The sequence below is a fragment of the Clostridium sp. UBA4548 genome (assembly GCF_002387895.1).
Classification (GTDB): domain Bacteria; phylum Bacillota; class Clostridia; order Clostridiales; family Clostridiaceae; genus Clostridium_J.
Map to the genome: position 1 here is coordinate 150,015 of NZ_DGLI01000023.1, position 18,500 is coordinate 168,514.

13 protein-coding genes, 1 riboswitch and 1 other annotated feature are annotated in these 18,500 nt (G+C 31.8%); of the genes, 1 reads left to right on the forward strand and 12 read right to left on the reverse strand.

All coding sequences use genetic code 11. The features are described from left to right. Nucleotides 1-190 precede the first annotated feature (190 nt). The 3 genes from B3040_RS08870 to B3040_RS08880 all read right to left on the reverse strand — a co-directional run bounded on the left by B3040_RS08870 (nucleotide 191) and on the right by B3040_RS08880 (nucleotide 4,416). Nucleotides 191-718: a 2'-5' RNA ligase family protein gene (locus B3040_RS08870; RefSeq protein ID WP_291572338.1), complete on the reverse strand. Its 528-nt coding sequence runs from the start codon at nucleotides 716-718 to the stop codon at nucleotides 191-193. An 11-nt stretch (nucleotides 719-729) separates the two neighbouring features. Next, nucleotides 730-2,079, reverse strand: a complete 1,350-nt coding sequence (locus B3040_RS08875; RefSeq protein ID WP_291572342.1) for an APC family permease — start codon at nucleotides 2,077-2,079, stop codon at nucleotides 730-732. Between the two features lie 116 nt (nucleotides 2,080-2,195). Further along, nucleotides 2,196-2,288, reverse strand: a riboswitch (glycine riboswitch). A 547-nt stretch (nucleotides 2,289-2,835) separates the two neighbouring features. Further along, entirely contained in the window at nucleotides 2,836-4,416 is a 1,581-nt protein-coding gene (locus B3040_RS08880; RefSeq protein ID WP_291572344.1) for a peptidoglycan-binding domain-containing protein, read from the reverse strand. A 250-nt stretch (nucleotides 4,417-4,666) separates the two neighbouring features. Between B3040_RS08880 and B3040_RS08885 the strand changes: the two genes are divergently transcribed. Next, nucleotides 4,667-5,359 (forward strand): DUF554 domain-containing protein, encoded by a 693-nt coding sequence (locus B3040_RS08885; RefSeq protein ID WP_291572346.1) that lies wholly within the window; start codon nucleotides 4,667-4,669, stop codon nucleotides 5,357-5,359. 156 nt (nucleotides 5,360-5,515) lie between these two features. Here B3040_RS08885 and purD read toward each other — a convergent pair whose 3' ends face one another. The 9 genes from purD to B3040_RS08930 all read right to left on the reverse strand — a co-directional run bounded on the left by purD (nucleotide 5,516) and on the right by B3040_RS08930 (nucleotide 17,893). Next, on the reverse strand, nucleotides 5,516-6,760 hold the full coding sequence (gene purD / locus B3040_RS08890) for a phosphoribosylamine--glycine ligase (RefSeq protein WP_291572348.1): 1,245 nt from the start codon (nucleotides 6,758-6,760) through the stop codon (nucleotides 5,516-5,518). 14 nt (nucleotides 6,761-6,774) lie between these two features. Further along, a complete protein-coding gene (gene purH, locus B3040_RS08895; protein WP_291572350.1) occupies nucleotides 6,775-8,283 on the reverse strand; it encodes a bifunctional phosphoribosylaminoimidazolecarboxamide formyltransferase/IMP cyclohydrolase in 1,509 nt (502 codons plus the stop codon). A 5-nt stretch (nucleotides 8,284-8,288) separates the two neighbouring features. After that, on the reverse strand, nucleotides 8,289-8,903 hold the full coding sequence (gene purN, locus B3040_RS08900; protein WP_291572352.1) for a phosphoribosylglycinamide formyltransferase: 615 nt from the start codon (nucleotides 8,901-8,903) through the stop codon (nucleotides 8,289-8,291). Next, nucleotides 8,891-9,889: a phosphoribosylformylglycinamidine cyclo-ligase gene (gene purM, locus B3040_RS08905; protein WP_291572354.1), complete on the reverse strand. Its 999-nt coding sequence runs from the start codon at nucleotides 9,887-9,889 to the stop codon at nucleotides 8,891-8,893. Before purM ends, purN begins: the two co-directional genes overlap by 13 nt. 3 nt (nucleotides 9,890-9,892) lie before the next feature. Beyond that, nucleotides 9,893-11,326, reverse strand: coding sequence for an amidophosphoribosyltransferase (gene purF, locus B3040_RS08910; protein ID WP_291572356.1), 1,434 nt, complete (start codon nucleotides 11,324-11,326; stop codon nucleotides 9,893-9,895). Nucleotides 11,327-11,355: 29 nt separating this feature from the next. Continuing rightward, entirely contained in the window at nucleotides 11,356-12,060 is a 705-nt protein-coding gene (purC, locus tag B3040_RS08915; RefSeq protein WP_291572358.1) for a phosphoribosylaminoimidazolesuccinocarboxamide synthase, read from the reverse strand. Continuing rightward, complete coding sequence (purE, locus tag B3040_RS08920; protein ID WP_291572360.1) at nucleotides 12,060-12,539, reverse strand: 5-(carboxyamino)imidazole ribonucleotide mutase; 480 nt, start codon at nucleotides 12,537-12,539, stop codon at nucleotides 12,060-12,062. Before purE ends, purC begins: the two co-directional genes overlap by 1 nt. Before the next feature lie 11 nt (nucleotides 12,540-12,550). Then, nucleotides 12,551-16,408, reverse strand: a complete 3,858-nt coding sequence (locus B3040_RS08925) for a phosphoribosylformylglycinamidine synthase (RefSeq protein WP_291572363.1) — start codon at nucleotides 16,406-16,408, stop codon at nucleotides 12,551-12,553. 375 nt (nucleotides 16,409-16,783) lie between these two features. Further along, nucleotides 16,784-17,893: a DUF3810 domain-containing protein gene (locus B3040_RS08930; protein ID WP_349679172.1), complete on the reverse strand. Its 1,110-nt coding sequence runs from the start codon at nucleotides 17,891-17,893 to the stop codon at nucleotides 16,784-16,786. Nucleotides 17,894-18,153: 260 nt separating this feature from the next. Beyond that, nucleotides 18,154-18,411, forward strand: a binding site (T-box leader). The last annotated feature ends 89 nt before the right edge of the window (nucleotides 18,412-18,500 follow it).

Here is an 18,500-nt window from a genome sequence, read left to right on the forward strand (position 1 = left end):
ACTTATGTAGTCATTAGAAATTTATGCAAGATTAAACTGCACACTTAATTTTAACATAAATTATCAATGAAATGTATTAATACTACGGTGAATCTCTAATATTAAACCTGAAAAAGGGTGATAATTATTGTAATTATCACCCTTTTTAATTTATACAATATTTTTCTAGACACAAACAATATTGCTTAAGCTATTTTAAATGATATTCCTTGTGCAATACCCAAGTATCATTTGACCACTTATATATTGATATATTATCAAACTCGCTATTAAAGTCACAAGAAAGTTTATTTACATACTCCCATAACTCTTTAAATATTGATTGAATTCTTTTAGAGCTCACTGTAATGTGAAAAACTTTATCTTTTCCATCTTTTTTATCAAAATTTATATAGTTTATCTTACTCAGCTCATCAATGAGTCTATCATGAACAGCTTTAGCCGCCTTAGACATATTTACTCTCATAAAAATGACTCTATTATCAAAATGGTCAAAGCCTTTGATTTCTAAAGGTTCTCTTTTTTCCTTTTCAGAAAAGTTCTCTAAAGCTTTTTCTAACTGGCTTAACTCACCTTCATGTTCGAAAGGAGCCTTAATAGTAAAATGAGCTGGTAACTTTGATGATTTTGCTCCAAATTCCTTAAAAACTTCTTTTCTTAATTTATTGTTAAATTCCCCTGGTGCGCCTTTTATCACTGATACTATAACATATCTCATATTAATACTCCTTATTTCTTTTTAGTAATAAAGTAGTATACAGGTAAGCCTACTAAAGTTATTAAAAGACCAACCAGTGCAAACATGGTATTTGTTATTAAAGTACTAATTAATATATAGATTCCACCTGCAATTCCAATGAGTGGTGTAATTGGATATAAAGGTACTTTAAAGGGTGCTGAAAGATGCTTAAACTTATTTCTTAGTATAAATACTCCTGCAACTGCCATAGTAAAGAATATCCAAAGTACAAACATTACAAGATTAGTAAGTAATTCAAAGGATCCGCTTAAAACGTATAAAGAAGATATTGCTACTTCAATAATGAAAGCATTTAATGGTGTTTCAAACTTTTCATTTACTTTACCAAAAAATTTTGCGAAAGGAAAAACCCCATCTTGAGCCATTGCAAAAGGTATTCTAACTCCTGTCATTAGGTAGCCATTTAGTGCCCCAAATATGGATATCATGATACCGGCTGCAATTAAGCTAGCTCCATTCTTTCCAAATAGTATCACTGAAGCATCTGTAGCTGCCTTTGATGATTTAACTACTTCTCCAACTGGCATAACTTTAATAATTGCAAGGTTAATAAGAACATAAACTGCTATAATAACTAGAAGTCCAATTATTATAGATTTTGGAAGATCCTTTTCTGGTTTCTTCAATTCACCAGCCATATTCCCTACGGCAATCCATCCATCATAGGCCCATAATGTACCTAGTATAGCTGCTCCGAAACCTGCAAGACCTACAGAGCTTCCTTCAATTGCAGTTGCTGAAAAGCTATTTACTGTACCTTTTGTTAAGCCAAAAATGATAATTATAGCTATAGGTATTAATTTAGCTATAGTTGAAACTAATTGAACTTTACTTCCTATTTTTGTTGAAATAATGTTTAGAACCATTATAAATAAAATCATTATAATTGCTAAAATCTTTTGTTGAGTTCCGCTCATTGGAACAAAATAAGTTGCTTGAGTTGCAAATACAATTGCTAAAGCAGCAACAGCTCCAGGAACGTATACAAAGCTTTGTACCCATCCAAATAGAAATGCCCATTTCTCACTGTATAGTTCTTTCAAGTAAATGAAAACTCCTCCTGTTTTAGGTATAGCAGTTGCTATTTCAGCTATAGTAAGAGCAGAGGCAATGGTAATAATACCTCCAACTACCCAAGCCATTATGCCCATAGTAGCACTACCTGCATTTCCAAATACGGCAGAAGCCTTGAAAAATATACCTGAACCTATTACAATTCCAACAACCATAGTTATTGCTTCAAATAACCCTATTTGCTTTTTTAAAGCATTTGAGGAGTTATTATTTTCTCCACTTACCTTTTCTTTTCTAACTTCCATAAAAAAGACCTCCTTATTATTAATCATTATCCAGTCCTCAAAGGTATTTTGCTTAATGTTTAAGATTTTTAAACATAGAAAAGGACAACGAGTAAAATAGCATAAAAAATAATGCTATCTTACTCCCTGTCCTTTTATCTGAAAGATTCCTTTAAAATAAAGTTGCTCCGTTGATGCCACATTTAAGTGAACTCTCCAGGGGGGTGTCAAACTATTGTATGTGACCTGAAAGCTTCAAAGTAATTAATTAGCTTTACCTACTTTTTTCTTCTACGGTTATCCAAGGTATATTAAAATTAGCTAGAAGCTAATTGTTTAGAGCTTAATTCAATATGGTTAACTTTGAGAAACTAAATACTTTTATCAACTTTAACCTATTGCTTTATAGCACTTACCTTAATAGATATCTCCAATAATTTTCATCCACCGATATTAAATTAATTTAATTTTAATTACAATTAATTGAAATGTCAATATATTTTTCGACATTTTTCTTGTTAAATTTACTACAATTTATATTAAGTGTTTTAATTTTTCGTAAAAAATATGTATTTACATGTATATAAGCTAAATAATAAAATAGTATTACTTGTTGTATACTTCCTTTAATCTACTTTTTATGCAAACAATCATCTCAAATATAGTTAATATTCTAAGCTATTGTTATTAAACCTATAAGCTTATAGGTTTAATAAACAGGCTCATACCTTGAATGAAATAATTATAAAAAACTAACTAAGAAAATATAAGTTTTTTTTAATTAGAGCCAGATTTTATACTATTATAACTATTTACTATAGAATTCCAAGTAACTTCATCAACTTTTCCTGTAATAGGAATCCCAATATTCTTTTGAAACTCTGCTACTGCTGAACTACTATTATAACCATAGATACCATCAGGAAGTAGATAAATAATTGATGGATACTTAGTTCGAATAACATTCAAATAGTCCTGAATTAATTTAACATCATTACCTTTAGATCCAATATTCAAAATATTACCCGGATATGAAGGTTGCAATTCAGATTCCCTTTCTCCTTCTCCTGAAGCCTCTGCCATTTTTGTTACAGCTACATATACATCTGAAAGTTTATACCAGGTTTTATAATCCACATTGCCATCCTGATTTAGACCAAATATTTTTTGAAACATCTGGACTGATTGCCTTGTATTATTTCCGTATATTCCATCAGTAGATAACTTTTTAATAGCTGGAAAGTTTTTTGAAATTCTATTTATATATTTTTGAACTGTAGTAACATCTTTTCCTCTTGAGCCAACTACTAAAGTATTCCCAGGATAAGATTTTGGAACTCCTCTCATGATTTTAGATAAATCAAAAACTATGTTATTACCATAAAAGTGAGTTAAAATTTCATAAGGAGTTTTTCCTTCATCTCCAAGATACTTACTTCCCCATTGTGTCAAATGTCCTGGACACCTAGACCTTATACCATCACAATATTGAGCTAAAAGAGGCTGAATAGCACCTTGCCTTTTAATGTACTGTGCAAATATCTCGTCTACTATATTACCTATATTCTCAAAAATGTTTCTTCCATATACAAAGTAGTGATCGTAAGCAGTAGAATTTGTTATGTCAAAGTTTTTACCCTTGGCTCTATACCATTCTGTAAAAATCCTATTTAAAGTAAAGGATACTATACAATGTATGTTGGCTCTAATAGTATTTTCAGACCAAGTTGGATAAATTTCGCTACTTGCTACATTTTTAATATACTCTTTGAAATTTACTTCATAATTAGGTCCAGCAGAGTCTGGAGTACCTACGTGTACAACTATCTTATCTGGTATAATAACTTCCGGAAGTACTCTAAACATACTTTTTGATTTTGGCATTTCTTTTTCTTCCTCTTCTAAAGGTTTCTTAGTATAATTTCCATATAACACATGGGGACCAATTTCAATATTGCTAGAACTTACCTTTGATGTATCATTAACATTTTTTATGGTTCTAAACATTGCTATTGTAGTTACGTCCTTTTGTAGATTTACCTTTTGAATTGATGTTATTTCCGGAAAAACCTGGACTCCTTTAATAGATATTGGTGTTCTTTGTGGAGCCTCAATTTTTAATGACCAGGAGCTATAAGGTACAAGACCTGAATTATAGCTTGGTGATTGAGATAAGGCTGTAGGTGGGGTGGGAACCTCTAGAACTTCAGTTTCACCACTTTCACCTGTAAACACTTCTTTTGTACCATAATAATTATATTGAAACTCTTCAGGAGTGAGTGTAACTTTTGCACCTACATAAGGGTTAAATCCATCCCCGTCGTAAACTATAACTTTTAATTTACCAGCATAACTCATACATACCCTCAAAATAATTAATTGTAATATTATACTATGATAAACTGTAACGCTTTTGTGCTAGTAAAAGTGTAATAATGATTTACCAAATTATCCTATATATTTGCAGAGCGGTGTAAACTTATGTATTATTATATAATGCTTCAAATTAACAGTAAATTTTATTTATAATATAATTTATTGACTTATACATCCTATATTGTAAAATAGTTATGGATGTTTTAAATAATAATGAAAATGGGGTGGTATTGTGCTTGGCACCATAGTTAATTTTTTAGCCATAGTAGGTGGCGCATTAGTGGGGTTATTCCTAAAAGGTGGTATTCCTGAAAAAGTCAGCAACACCGTAATGCAGGGTATAGCATTGTGTATACTGTACATAGGAATATCTGGTGCTTTCAAGGTTGAAAATATGCTTGTTGTAATCATTTGCATGAGCATTGGCGCAGTAATAGGAGAATTTGCAGACCTTGATAATTTGTTAAAAAAACTTGGAGATTGGTTACAAAGCAAATTTAAAAATAGTGATAGTAAAATATCAGAAGGCTTCGTTAGTGCAAGTTTATTATACTGTGTGGGTGCTATGGCCATAGTTGGTTCTCTTGAGAGCGGGCTTCAAGGAAAACATGATATTTTATTTTCAAAGTCAATTTTAGATGGAATTTCTGCTATTATTTTTTCCTCAACGTTGGGCATTGGGGTAATGTTGTCAGGGATTTCTGTACTTTTATATCAAGGAATTATTACTTTATGTGCCTCTTTTTTAAGTCCCGTACTCTCCTCGGCTGTAATTTCAAATATGACTGCCTGTGGAAGCTTAATTATTGTTGGATTAGGACTTAATATTTTAGGCGTAACTAAAATTAAAGTTGCAAACTTATTACCTGCAATATTTCTTCCGATTATAGCACCTTATATTATTAAACTAATAAGTATTTTTTAGACATTTTCTAACATTGAAAATAAGTCAGTAAAAGATATATGTAAACTTAATTTGCTTTTTATTAGGTCAAGCTTACAAAATACTAGACACCCTTAGTATAATTATTACAAACTATACTAAGGGTGTCTTTTAATTAGGCTTCTGACTTTGGAATACTTAAATTCCTATATCCCCTCTAAAATAAATTCCTTCAAAATCAATATTATCTATTCCATCATAAGCATTTTTTCTAGCTTCTTCAATAGATTTTCCTAGTGCTGTAACTCCAAGGACTCTTCCACCACAAGTCAGTAAGTTATCATTGGAAAGTTTTCCACCTGCAATAAATACTTTTTCTGAAATACTATTGGAGATATCTATTTTTTTACCTACTTCATAGGTGCCGGGATACCCCTTTGAAGCTGCTATAACACAACATGCAAATTCATCTTTAAAACTTACAGTCTTATTGCTTAAATTCCCATCAATGGTTGCTATTATTAACTCCATGAAATCACTTTCCATAAGTGGTAACACTACTTGAGTTTCAGGATCTCCCATTCTTACATTGTATTCCAACAAGTATACATCGTCTTTAGTTATCATTAATCCAAAGAAGATAATTCCCTTGTATTGAATATTTTCTTCCTGAAGACCTTGTAGAGTTGGATTCATAATTTTATCTTTGAAATCTTCCAACACCTTTTCAGTACAATAAGGGTTTGGAGCTAGAGTACCCATTCCTCCGGTGTTTGGTCCTAAATTTCCATCATATATAGCCTTATGATCTTTTGAAGAGACAAAAGGTATTATTGTTTTACCATCTGTAATTGTTAATATTGATGCTTCTACCCCTTGTAAAAACTCCTCAATTACAATAGACTTCCCTGCTCCTTTTAATACATCACTCACCATAAATTCTTCAATTGCCATTTTTGCTTCATTATAGTCCTGAGCGATGATGACTCCTTTTCCTGCTGCTAAACCATCAGCTTTTAGTACAACTGGATATTTACAAACCTTAAGGTACTGAATAGCTTCATCTGCATGAGTAAAAGTGTCATAAGCTGCGGTACTAATGTTATATTTTTTCATAAAGTTTTTAGAAAAGATTTTACTTCCCTCTAGCTGTGCACCTGCAGCACAAGGTCCAAATATTTTTAATCCCTTTTTCGAAAAAGAGTCTACAATACCTTCACAAAGTGGTGCCTCTGGGCCAACTACTGTTACATCAATAGAGTTATCCAGAGCAAATTTTAATAATTCTTCATTGTTAGTTATATTAACATTTTCACATTTTTCCTCAGTGGCAGTACCACCGTTGCCAGGAGCACAAAATATTTTATCTACCAATATACTTTGACTTAATTTCCAAGCAATTGCATGTTCCCTTCCTCCACTGCCGATTAAAAGTACCTTCATTTAATCATCTCCTATTAATGTTTAAAATGTCTGGTTCCTGAAATAACCATTGAAATACCATATTCATCACAAGCTTCTATGCTCTCAGCATCTCTAAGAGAACCGCCAGGTTGAATTATAGCTTTTATATTACATTTCTTAGCTTCCTCTACGGAATCTTTAAAAGGGAAGAATCCGTCAGAGGCTAGCACAACTCCATCTTGTGCTCTGTCTAAGGCCTGAACAGTTGCCCATATTCTATTAACTTGGCCACCAGCTATTCCCTTTGCCATCTTATCTTTTACAGCTACAATAGCATTAGATTTTACATACTTAGCTACCTTCATACCAAAAATTAAGTTTTCCATTTCCTCAGGAGTTGGAGCTACCTTAGTAACAACTTTAAGTTCCTCGTATAATTTTTTGTCTACATCTTGTACAAGGATTCCTCCATCCACAGAAACAACTTCTATTTCATCTGTTGGACATGTTAAACATTGTATAACTCTTAAGTTTTTCTTGGTTTTTAATACTTCTAAGGCATCCTCATCAAATTCTGGAGCAATTACAATTTCTAAAAATGTTTTTATCATTTCAAGGGCAGCAGCCTTATTAACTTTTTTGTTTAATGCTACTATACCTCCAAAGATTGAAACTGGATCACAATTAAAAGCTTTTACATAAGCTTCTTCCACAGAATCACCTAAAGCTACACCACAAGGCGTGTTATGCTTTAAAGCACAACACACTGTTTCTTGAAACTCATTAACTACTTTCCATGCAATATCCATATCCTTTATATTGTTGTAGGAAAGTGGTTTTCCATTTAATATGTTAATATTATTCATCATACCTTTTTTATCAGTACTTTTATATATGGCACCTGCCTGATGGGGATTCTCTCCATATCTTAAATCCTCAATTTTTTCATAGGATAAAGATAAGTATTTTGGGTTTTTAGTCTTCTCTTCATTAAATAAATAATTTGCAACGGCAGCATCATAAGAAGAAGTTAAGTTAAATACCTTTGCTGCTAGGTTTCTTTTTGTTGGGAATGAAACCTGTCCATGTTGTTCTATTTCATTCATAACAGTTTCATAATCTGCTGTATCACTTACAACTACCACATCATTAAAGTTCTTAGCTGCACTTCTAAGCATAGTTGGGCCACCAATATCAATAAATTCTATCATTTCATCAAAAGGCAGATTTTCACCTAGTTTGTTAAAGAATGGATATAAGTTAACACAAACTAAATCTATAGTTTCAATTTCTCTTTCTTTTAAAGTTTCCATATGTCTCTCGTTACTTCTGATGGCTAAAATACCTCCATGAACTATTGGATGAAGTGTTTTAACTCTACCATCTAACATTTCTTCAGCATTTGTTACTTCTGATACTTCCTTTACTGAAATTCCTTGTTCCTTTAATAACTTGTAGGTACCACCAGTAGAGATAAGTTCAACGCCTTTACTTATCAAAAATTTAGCAAAGGGTATAATATTAGTTTTATCATATACACTTAATAAAGCTCTCTTAATCATTTAAATCACTCCTTTACAATTACTTGCCTGCCATTAATCTCTATATTACCTTCTGCAAAAAGCTTAATTGCTCTTGGAAGCGCTTTGTGTTCTTCTACCAAAATTCTTTGCTGTAAGGTTTCCTTTGTATCATTAACTAAAACTTCAACAACACTTTGTAGGATTATAGCACCAGAGTCTGTATCCTCTTCTACAAAATGAACCGTACATCCACTAACTTTCACTCCGTAATTAATTGCAGCTTCATGAACCTTTAATCCATACATTCCTTTTCCACAAAAGCTAGGAATTAGAGAAGGATGTATATTTATAATTTTGTGTCTGAATTCTTCTAATATGGGACCTTTAATTATGGATAAAAACCCTGCCAAAACTATTAGGTCTACTTTTCCACTTAGAATCTTGTGAATTTCAACATTTAAATTATTCTTATACTTGTTTCTATCTAAGGTTATGGTGTTAATTCCATATTTTTTTGCTCTTTCTAAGGCAAAAACCCCTTCTCTATCGCTAATCACATATTCAATTTCTACATTTTTTAGTTCCCCAGCTGATATACTATCTATTATGCTTTGAAGGTTAGATCCACCACCAGACACTAAAACAGCTATTTTAAGCAAAGGCCCTCACCTCCAGCTTGTACATACCCAATTTCATAAGCTGTTTCATTCAAATCACTTAGAGCCTTTAGCACATCTTTTGCTATAGATTTATCTACAGCTAATACAAAACCTATTCCCATATTGTAAGTATTATACATTTGTTCTTCAGCCACACCCTTACTCATTAAATACCTAAATATTTCTGGAACTTGGTAGCTATCCTTCTTAACTACTGCAGTGAAATCTCCCTTGAACATTCTTGGGATATTTTCATAAAAACCTCCCCCAGTAACGTGAGCCATCCCTTTTATTTCAAATTTTTTAAGTAGACTCATTATAGTATTTACATAAATTCTTGTTGGTTCTAAAAGAATTTCTCCTAGGGTTTTTTCACCTAACTTTTCATTGTAGTCTTTTACTAACTTTCTTACTAAGGAATATCCATTACTATGCACTCCACTAGAAGCAATACCTATAAGCACATCTCCTTCAGCAATGGTACTTCCATCAATAATTTTATCTTTATCAGCAATTCCTACAGCAAATCCAGCAACATCATAGTCCCCTTCTTTGTACATACCAGGCATTTCTGCGGTTTCTCCACCAATTAGGGCCGCTCCGCTTTCAACACATCCCTGGGACACACCTTTTACTATATCACTTGCAATATCTGCATCTAACTTTCCACATGCAATGTAATCTAAGAAAAATAAAGGTTTTGCCCCATGACATAAAATATCATTGACACACATAGCTACACAGTCTATACCAATTGTATCAAATTTTTTTAGACGAATTGCAATTTCAAGCTTAGTTCCAACTCCGTCAGTTCCAGATATTAACACAGGATTTTTATATCCTGTTCCAATTTCGAACATCCCAGCAAAACTTCCAATTCCGTTTAATACACCTTCAGTGTAGGTTTTACTAGTATACTGCTTCATTAAACTAACAGCTTTATATCCCTCTTCAATATTAACACCTGCATCTTTATATGAAATCATAGTTTAACTCTCCTCTCCATTTGACACTTTAACTGGCGCAGACATTGGGTATTTCCCATGGAAACAACCAGTACAAAAACCATCGGCTTTTCCAAGACTCTCGTATAATCCTTCTGTAGTCAAGTAGCCTAAGCTATCAGCTCCAATAGCTTCTTTTATCTCATCAATTTCTTGCAATTGACTACCTATTAGTGCATCTCTATAAGGAGTATCAATTCCAAAATAACATGGATATTTAACTACGGGTGAGCAAACTCTAAAATGAACTTCCTTTGCACCAGCATTTTTTAGTAGCTCTACTAATCTTCTACTAGTAGTTCCCCTCACTATTGAGTCATCTATTAAAACCACTGATTTTCCTTCAACGCTTTCTTTAAGCACATTTAATTTCACATTTACTGCACTTTCTCTCTCTTCTTGTGATGGAGCAATAAAGGTTCTACCAATGTATCTATTTTTGATTAAAGCCGTTTCGAAAGGAATATTTGATGCCTTTGAGAAACCTATAGCTGCTGGTATTCCTGAATCTGGAACACCTATTACAATATCAGCTTCTACAGGATGCTCTTCAAATAATTTCATTCCTGCTTTTATTCTTGAAGTATTCACACTGATACCATCTATTGTAGTGTCCGGCCTAGCAAAATAGATGTACTCGAAAGAACAAGTAGCACATTTAGTTTTTTCGCCGAAGTTAAATGACTTAATCCCTTCAGCATTAATTACCACTATCTCACCAGGTTCAATATCTCTAATAAAACTGCCACCAGTTGCATCAATAGCACAGCTTTCTGATGCAATAATGTAGTTTCCATCTATTTCTCCTAGACATAAAGGTCTAATTCCATAAGGATCCCTAACTCCAATTAGTTCATTTTCTGTTAGGATAACAATTCCAAAAGATCCCTTTATAGCTTGCATAGTGTCTATTATACTTTTCACAACACCTTTTTTTGAACCTTTAGCAATCAAGTTTAATATAACCTCAGAGTCTATAGAGGTTTGAAAAACACAACCTGAGTCTTCCAAAAGTTCTCTAATTATATCTGCATTTACTAAATTTCCATTGTGAGCAATAGCAATATTCCCAAGTTTGAATTCCCCTAAAACTGGTTGTGCATTTTTTAGAACACTGTCGCCTGCTGTTGAATATCTTACATGCCCAATAGCAGCATGCCCTTGAAGCTCATCTATGATCTTGTTGTTAAATACTTCAGATACAAGCCCCATCCCCTTATGACAACTCATAGTTTTACCGTCACTAGTTACTATTCCTGCACTTTCTTGTCCCCTATGTTGAAGTGCATAGAGTCCATAGTAAGTTCTTTTAGCTACATTAATTTGTGGTGATGTACTAAATATCCCATAAACTCCACATTCATCATGAAACTTGTCCTCATCGTAACATTCGTACGATCCTTGAAATTCCAAATTCATACTCTTCCTCCTAAATACCACTTATAGTGCTATCCATTAATTCTCTCTAGTATTTTTGTATACCCTTCTACTAAATCTCCAAGTTCTCTTCTAAATCTATCCTTATCTAGTTTTTCTCCTGTAGTCATATCCCAAAGTCTGCAGGTGTCTGGAGAAATTTCATCAGCTAATATTACTTCTCCCTCATATCTTCCAAACTCAAGTTTGAAATCTACTAACTTTATATTTTGCTTCTTAAAGAAATCTGTTAATAATTCATTTATCTTTTCTGCTTGAGAATATATATAATTTAGTTCATCAAAAGTTGTTAATCCCATAGCAACAGCATGATAATCATTCATTAATGGATCGCCTAAATCATCATTTTTATAACTTATTTCAAGTACTGTAGTTTTAAGTTCAGTTCCTTCTTCAAGACCATATCTTTTAGCCATGCTTCCAGCCGCAACGTTTCTAACAATTACTTCAAGAGGAACAATCTCCACTTTTTTGCATAATTGCTCTCTGTCGTTTAATTTTTTGATGAAGTGACTTTCAACTCCATTTTCCTTTAACATATTAAAAATGATAGAAGTTATGGTATTATTAAGGATTCCCTTTGAATTAATTGAAGCTTTTTTTTCTCCATTAAATGCTGTTGCATCATCTTTATAATATACAATTACCTGATTTTCCTTTTCTGTTTTATATATTTTTTTAGCTTTTCCCTCATATAAAAAGTTTTTATTTTCCATTATAATTCCACTCCTTCTTTATTTTCTTTTATAAAATTCTCTTTCATAGTTTGTCTATAACTTAATAATTTTTCTTTCAACTCAACATATTTAATTGATAAAATTTCCACTGCAAGCATAGCTGCATTATAGCTATTATTTATTCCAACTGTAGCTACTGGAATGGACTTTGGCATTTGAACTATAGAATATAAAGAATCTAATCCTTCTAATGCCGCCTTTATAGGCACTCCAATTACAGGAAGAATAGTTTTAGAGGCTATTACTCCTGGTAAGTGAGCAGCAAGACCCGCCCCTGCAATAATTACCTCATAACCTTCTAATTCTAAATTCTCTAAAACTTCTTCTAACTTCTCTGGAACTCTATGAGCAGACAGAACATGAGCTGTAAACTCCACATCAAATTCTCTTAAGCACTTTGCAGCACCTCTCATTACCTCAACGTCAGACTTGCTACCAAAAATAATTGCAACTTTCATATCATAACCTCCTACTTATAATAGTTAACTCCACTTTCAAAAATCTTTTGATCATAATTTCCTGATATATTTTTAAATACATTTTCAGTATATCTTTCACTATGTCCCATTTTCCCAAATACTCTTCCGTCAGGGCTAGTAATACCTTCAATGGCAAACATTGAACCATTAGGATTATATTTAATATCATAAGTTGGATTTCCAAGTTCATCTACATATTGAGTTACCACTTGTTTATTTTTGAACAATTCCTTTATAACGTCTTCACTGCCGTGAAATCTACCTTCTCCATGAGATATAGGAATAGCATGAATATCCCCTTCATTAACACCTTGAAGCCATGGAGAGCTATTGCTAACTATTTTGGTATTAACCATACAAGACATATGTCTTCCAATAGCATTAGGTATTAACGTAGGGCTTTGTTCTTCTAAATCTCTTATTTCTCCATATGTTACAAGGCCTAGTTTTATTAAAGCTTGGAATCCATTGCAAATACCTAAAATTAAACCATCTCTATTTTTAAGCAAATCCATTGTTGCTTCTTTAATTCTTTCATTTCTAAAGATAGCATTAATAAATTTACCTGAACCATCTGGTTCATCACCTGCGCTAAATCCGCCAGGTAGCATAATTATTTGAGACGATTTTATAGCTTTTTCAAGAGCTAAAATAGATTCTTCAATATTCTTAGAAGTTAAGTTATTAAAAATTAACTGCTTAACTTCCCCACCGGCTTTCATAAAAGCTCTTTCGCAGTCATATTCACAGTTTGTTCCTGGGAAAACTGGTATAATAATCTTCGGTTTAGCCTTGTTAATTCCAATATACTTCTTATTTGTATTTCTTCGAGAGTTTTCATTGAATTGTACTTCTCTATCTGAAAGACTATCATTCATAGAAATCTCTAACTGGCTATTCAAATGTGGGTTTTCAACACATTCCTTATTAAAGCCAAAGAAACTCTTTTGATTCTCATCATAATCCATTGGAAAAATCTTAGCTAGTGGCTCATTATATACCTTCTCCAGTTGTTCTATAGACAGTTGCTCATCTTTTAACTTAATGGTATAACTTTCTACAGTAGAGCCTAATACATGATATTCTTGTGAATTTAAAATACTTAAAGATTCTTCATCTTTAATTTCTAAAATTATACTGCCATAAGTGTAAGCTTTTAATTTCTCAAGGTTCATAGATGAGTTAAATTCAAAACCAATACGATTTCCTAAGGTCATCTTTGAAATAGCTTCTATAACACCACCATAAGTTACTGTATATGAGGATAAAACTAAGCCTTTTTCTATTAGCTTTGAAACATATTCAAAGTTTCTCTTTAACTTAGGAAAATCAATTATATACTCATCATCTAAACTACTTGGAATTATTATAACCTTGCTATTATTTCTTTTAAATTCTCCACTTACAGCTTTATCTACCTCTAAAGTGCTGACAGCAAAGGAAATTAAAGTTGGTGGAACATTTAAATTCTCAAAGGTTCCTGACATACTATCCTTTCCACCAATTGCTGCAACTTCTAGGTTATGCTGTGCATACAAGGCTCCTAATAATGCTGAGAATGGTTTTCCCCATTTAGCTGGATCATTGCCAAGTTTTTCAAAATACTCTTGGAAAGTAAGATAAGTATCTTCTAATTTTCCTCCAGCAGCTATAACTTTTGCAATGCTTTCTACAACAGCATACAATGCACCGTGGAAGGTACTCCAGCATGAAATATTCGGATTGAAACCATAAGACATTACTGTTCCTGTTTTTGTTTCCCTTCCTAATACAGGTATCTTACAGGTCATAGCTTCTATAGGTGTTCCTTGATGTTTTCCTCCGTATGGCATGAATACTGTGCCACCACCAATTGAAGAGTCAAACATATCTATAAGACCTTTTTGAGAACATACATTTAAATCTGATAAAACTTTTGTGAACTCTTCATAAAGTCTGGTGTTTTCCTCTTTCTTTTCTAAGAAATAATTTTCTTCTTCTTTTGGTGCTTCTACTATAACTTCACTATAGCTAGTAGCTCCATTTGTATTTAAAAACTCTCTGCTAAGGTTAACAATGGTATTTCCGTTCCACTCCATGATTACTCTTTCTTCTTCTGTTACCTCAGCAACCACTGTAGCTTCAAGGTTTTCTTCATTGGCATACTGTATAAACTTTTCTGCCTCATTATTTGAAACTACTACAGCCATTCTTTCCTGAGATTCAGAAATGGCAATTTCTGTTCCATCTAATCCTTCATACTTCTTAGGAACAGTATTTAAATTAATTTTTAAACCGTCAGCTAATTCGCCAATAGCTACTGAGACTCCTCCAGCACCAAAATCATTACATTTCTTTATTAGCTTAGTAACATCTTTATTTCTAAATAGTCTTTGTATTTTTCTTTCTGTAGGCGCATTTCCTTTTTGAACTTCTGCATTGCTAGTATTTATGGAAGATTCAGTGTGCACTTTAGATGATCCAGCTGCACCACCAATTCCATCTCTACCAGTTCTACCACCAAGTAAGATTACTACATCTCCTGGCATTGGTTTGCTTCTTACTATGTTTTCATATGGAACAGCACCAATTACAGCTCCCACTTCCATTCTTTTTGCTCTATAACCTTCATGGTAAATCTCTTTTACAAAACCAGTTGCTAGCCCAATTTGATTTCCATAGCTACTATATCCTTTTGCAGCTTCTTTAGTAATTTTTCTTTGTGGCAACTTGCCTTTTAAAGTATTACTAATTGGTTCTGTTGGGTCTCCACAACCTGTAATTCTCATAGCTTGATATACGTAACTTCTTCCCGAAAGTGGATCTCTTATAGCCCCTCCAATACAAGTAGATGCACCACCAAAAGGTTCAATTTCTGTTGGGTGGTTATGAGTTTCATTTTTAAACATCACCACATACTTCTCTAGCTTACCGTCCACATCTACATCAACTACAATACTACAAGCATTAATTTCATCTGAGGAATCTAAACCTTGAAGTTTGCCATCCTTTCGTAGTTTTTTCATTGCGATTACAGCTATATCCATTAAAGTCATTGGCTTTTCTTTAGCTTTATATAAAGTTTTTCTATAATCCTCGTATATTGAAAATGCTTCTTTAACTGGATTATTTAGTTTTCCTTCTTGGAATTTAACATTTTTTAAATTTGTTAAAAAAGTAGTATGTCTGCAGTGGTCTGACCAATAAGTATCAATCACTCTTATTTCAGTTAAAGTAGGATTGCGATTTTCATCATCTTTAAAATATTTTTGAATGAGTTTTAAGTCTTCTTTAGAAATAGAAAGCCCATATTCTTTTTGAAATCCTATTAATTCAGCCTCATTCTTGTCAATAAAGTTTTCTATAACTTCAATTTTCTTATCTTCAACAATGGTACTATTAAAAATATTATTGGTTTCAAGGGTGGTTTCCCTTGAATCAACCTTATTTATGTAATACTCCTTTATTCTATCAAGTTCATTCTTACTAATGTCCCCGTAAATAGCATATATTCTTGAAGTTTTTACCTCTGGCATTTCCTTTTGGGTAATTAACTGAATACACTGTGCAGCAGAATCTGCTCTTTGGTCATATTGGCCAGGTAAGAACTCCACAACGAAGTATTCACATTTTCCTAAATTAATATTGTTATCATAAATGGAATCTGTGTTTCTCTCTGACAAAGTTGTGTATTTAATAACTTCATACTCATCCTTTGTAATGCCACATATATCATACTTGTTTATATAACGGACATTTTCAACATTCTTTATTCCTAATATTTGATTTACTTCATTTTTAATAGTTAAAGCTTCACTACTAAAGTTCGCTTTTTTTTCAACATAAGCTGTGAAAGTACAATTTTCCATATTATCACCTCAAACAACGGATTTTTTTACGAATATTAATATGATTTAATTGTTTATTGTTCGTATTTTTATAATATAATACTTTTTTGATAATTGGAAGTGTTTTTTAAAAACTTTAACATTTTTTACTTAGTTTTTACTATTAGTACATATTCGTCCTTAGGATTTATCAAATATTAATACTTAGCATTTAAATATAATTTTTGTATTTTAAAATGTAATGGAGGAAATACTTTTTGAATTTAGGTCCTTGAAAGTTATATGCAATATGTAAGTTGAAAAGTTAACTTATTATATTAAAATAAAAACTGTGTAAATTTTTACAATTCACTTCATCATTTAGTGAATTATAGAAACCTACACAGTTCTATTTATTTATTTATTTATTAAATTACTCTTATATTCACCTAATAGCAACTTTGTCATTAGTCCATAACTTGCAGCTCCAGCACTTTGGTTATTTGCCTTCAAGTAGCTATCATTGGCTTTATTCCAAACTTTTTCAACAAATCCTTCATGGTTTTTCCAGTAATTATTACTAAAATTTATATCTCTTATTAACTTATTGCTATACAATTTCTTTATTTCCTGGTATGCCTCTTTATCAATACTATATAAATCATTCATAAGATAGGTTAATGCTAAATAATATCCCGAATACTGTAATTCTTTATTTGGACTATTAACACAAGCTAAATAGGCAAAATAATTAGCTTCTTCTTCCCTAGCAATTCCTCTTTGATGTGCTTGTTCATGGGCAATAGTTACAGGTAAAGTTGTACTAGGAATATCAATGTTCACATTAGCTTCCCCTGTGAAAGGAGAATACATCCCTGTAATCCCTGTGTAACTCATAAATTTAGATAAGGTAACAGGTTTGGTGTTATTATATTTTACATCCAAAGGTTTATTACCTACCTTAAAATATTTGTACCCATCTTCCACCACATTGCTTAATTGAGAGAACTCCATACTTAAGGTAAAATTGCCATTAATATCTTCCTTTAAATTATCTCTTAGACCATTAGTAATAATTAAAACCTCTTTACAGAGATTGATCAAATCATCCTTTTTATATTGTTCATTCTCATGCCCCATAGAAGTTGCAATAGGCTCTCTATAATAATTTATACCCCATAGAATATTAAAAAGAAAATAACCTAGCAATAATATTATTAAGCAAGGTTTAGTATGTTTAATGAGTTTAATTTTAAGATTTTTTCGATCTTTAATAAGCATATATATGAACTTGAAAAAAATAATAACAGGAAATACTAGTAAGCCCACATAAATAAATTCCCACAAGGAAAATGGAATTTTACTGAAGAGTTTGCTTAATACTCTAGCAATTAATAAAAAAATATAGTTTGAGTATATCTTCTCAACAATTAAAGTATTTTCCTTACAAAACTGGATTAAGATAAAGGTAATCATTCCTATTAAACATATTAGAAAATATGAGAATATCTTTTTATTTATCTTCATGAAACATCTCCCTTAAAAAATTTACTTTTCAAAGTTTTAATAGTAGTTAGTTATATCTACAATACTAATAAAGAAATTAACGTATTCATTATTAATTATAATATAGAATTTACAATTATAAATCAATAATTTGAACAAGAGCACTAAAGTAGTTAAATTATGCTGTATAAAATTACTAATAATTCATTTGTAAAAACTTATTGACTTTTATTTTATTAGATTATATAATCCATTTTGTAAGAATAATTATTATTTAATTAATAAATGCTAAGATTAGGAAAAGTAAGTATTAGAAATCTTACAGAGAGAAACTCATTTGGTGAGAGAGTTTTACGTATTAATAATACTGAAGTGCCCCTATGAGCTTAATACCGAAATATATGGCATTATTTTCAATGCCCAAGTAGGATATTACGGATTCCCCCGTTATAGGGATAGAGCATGGTAGTGCTTAAAATGAGATGAGTATTTATTACTTAATCAGAGTGGAACCGCGGAATATTACTTCTGCCTCTGTTTTTACAGAGGTAGAAGTTTTTTGTTTTGTAAAATATTTAAGACGTCAAAATTTTTACAAAGTGTTATGAAAATTGTTATGAAATTTTAC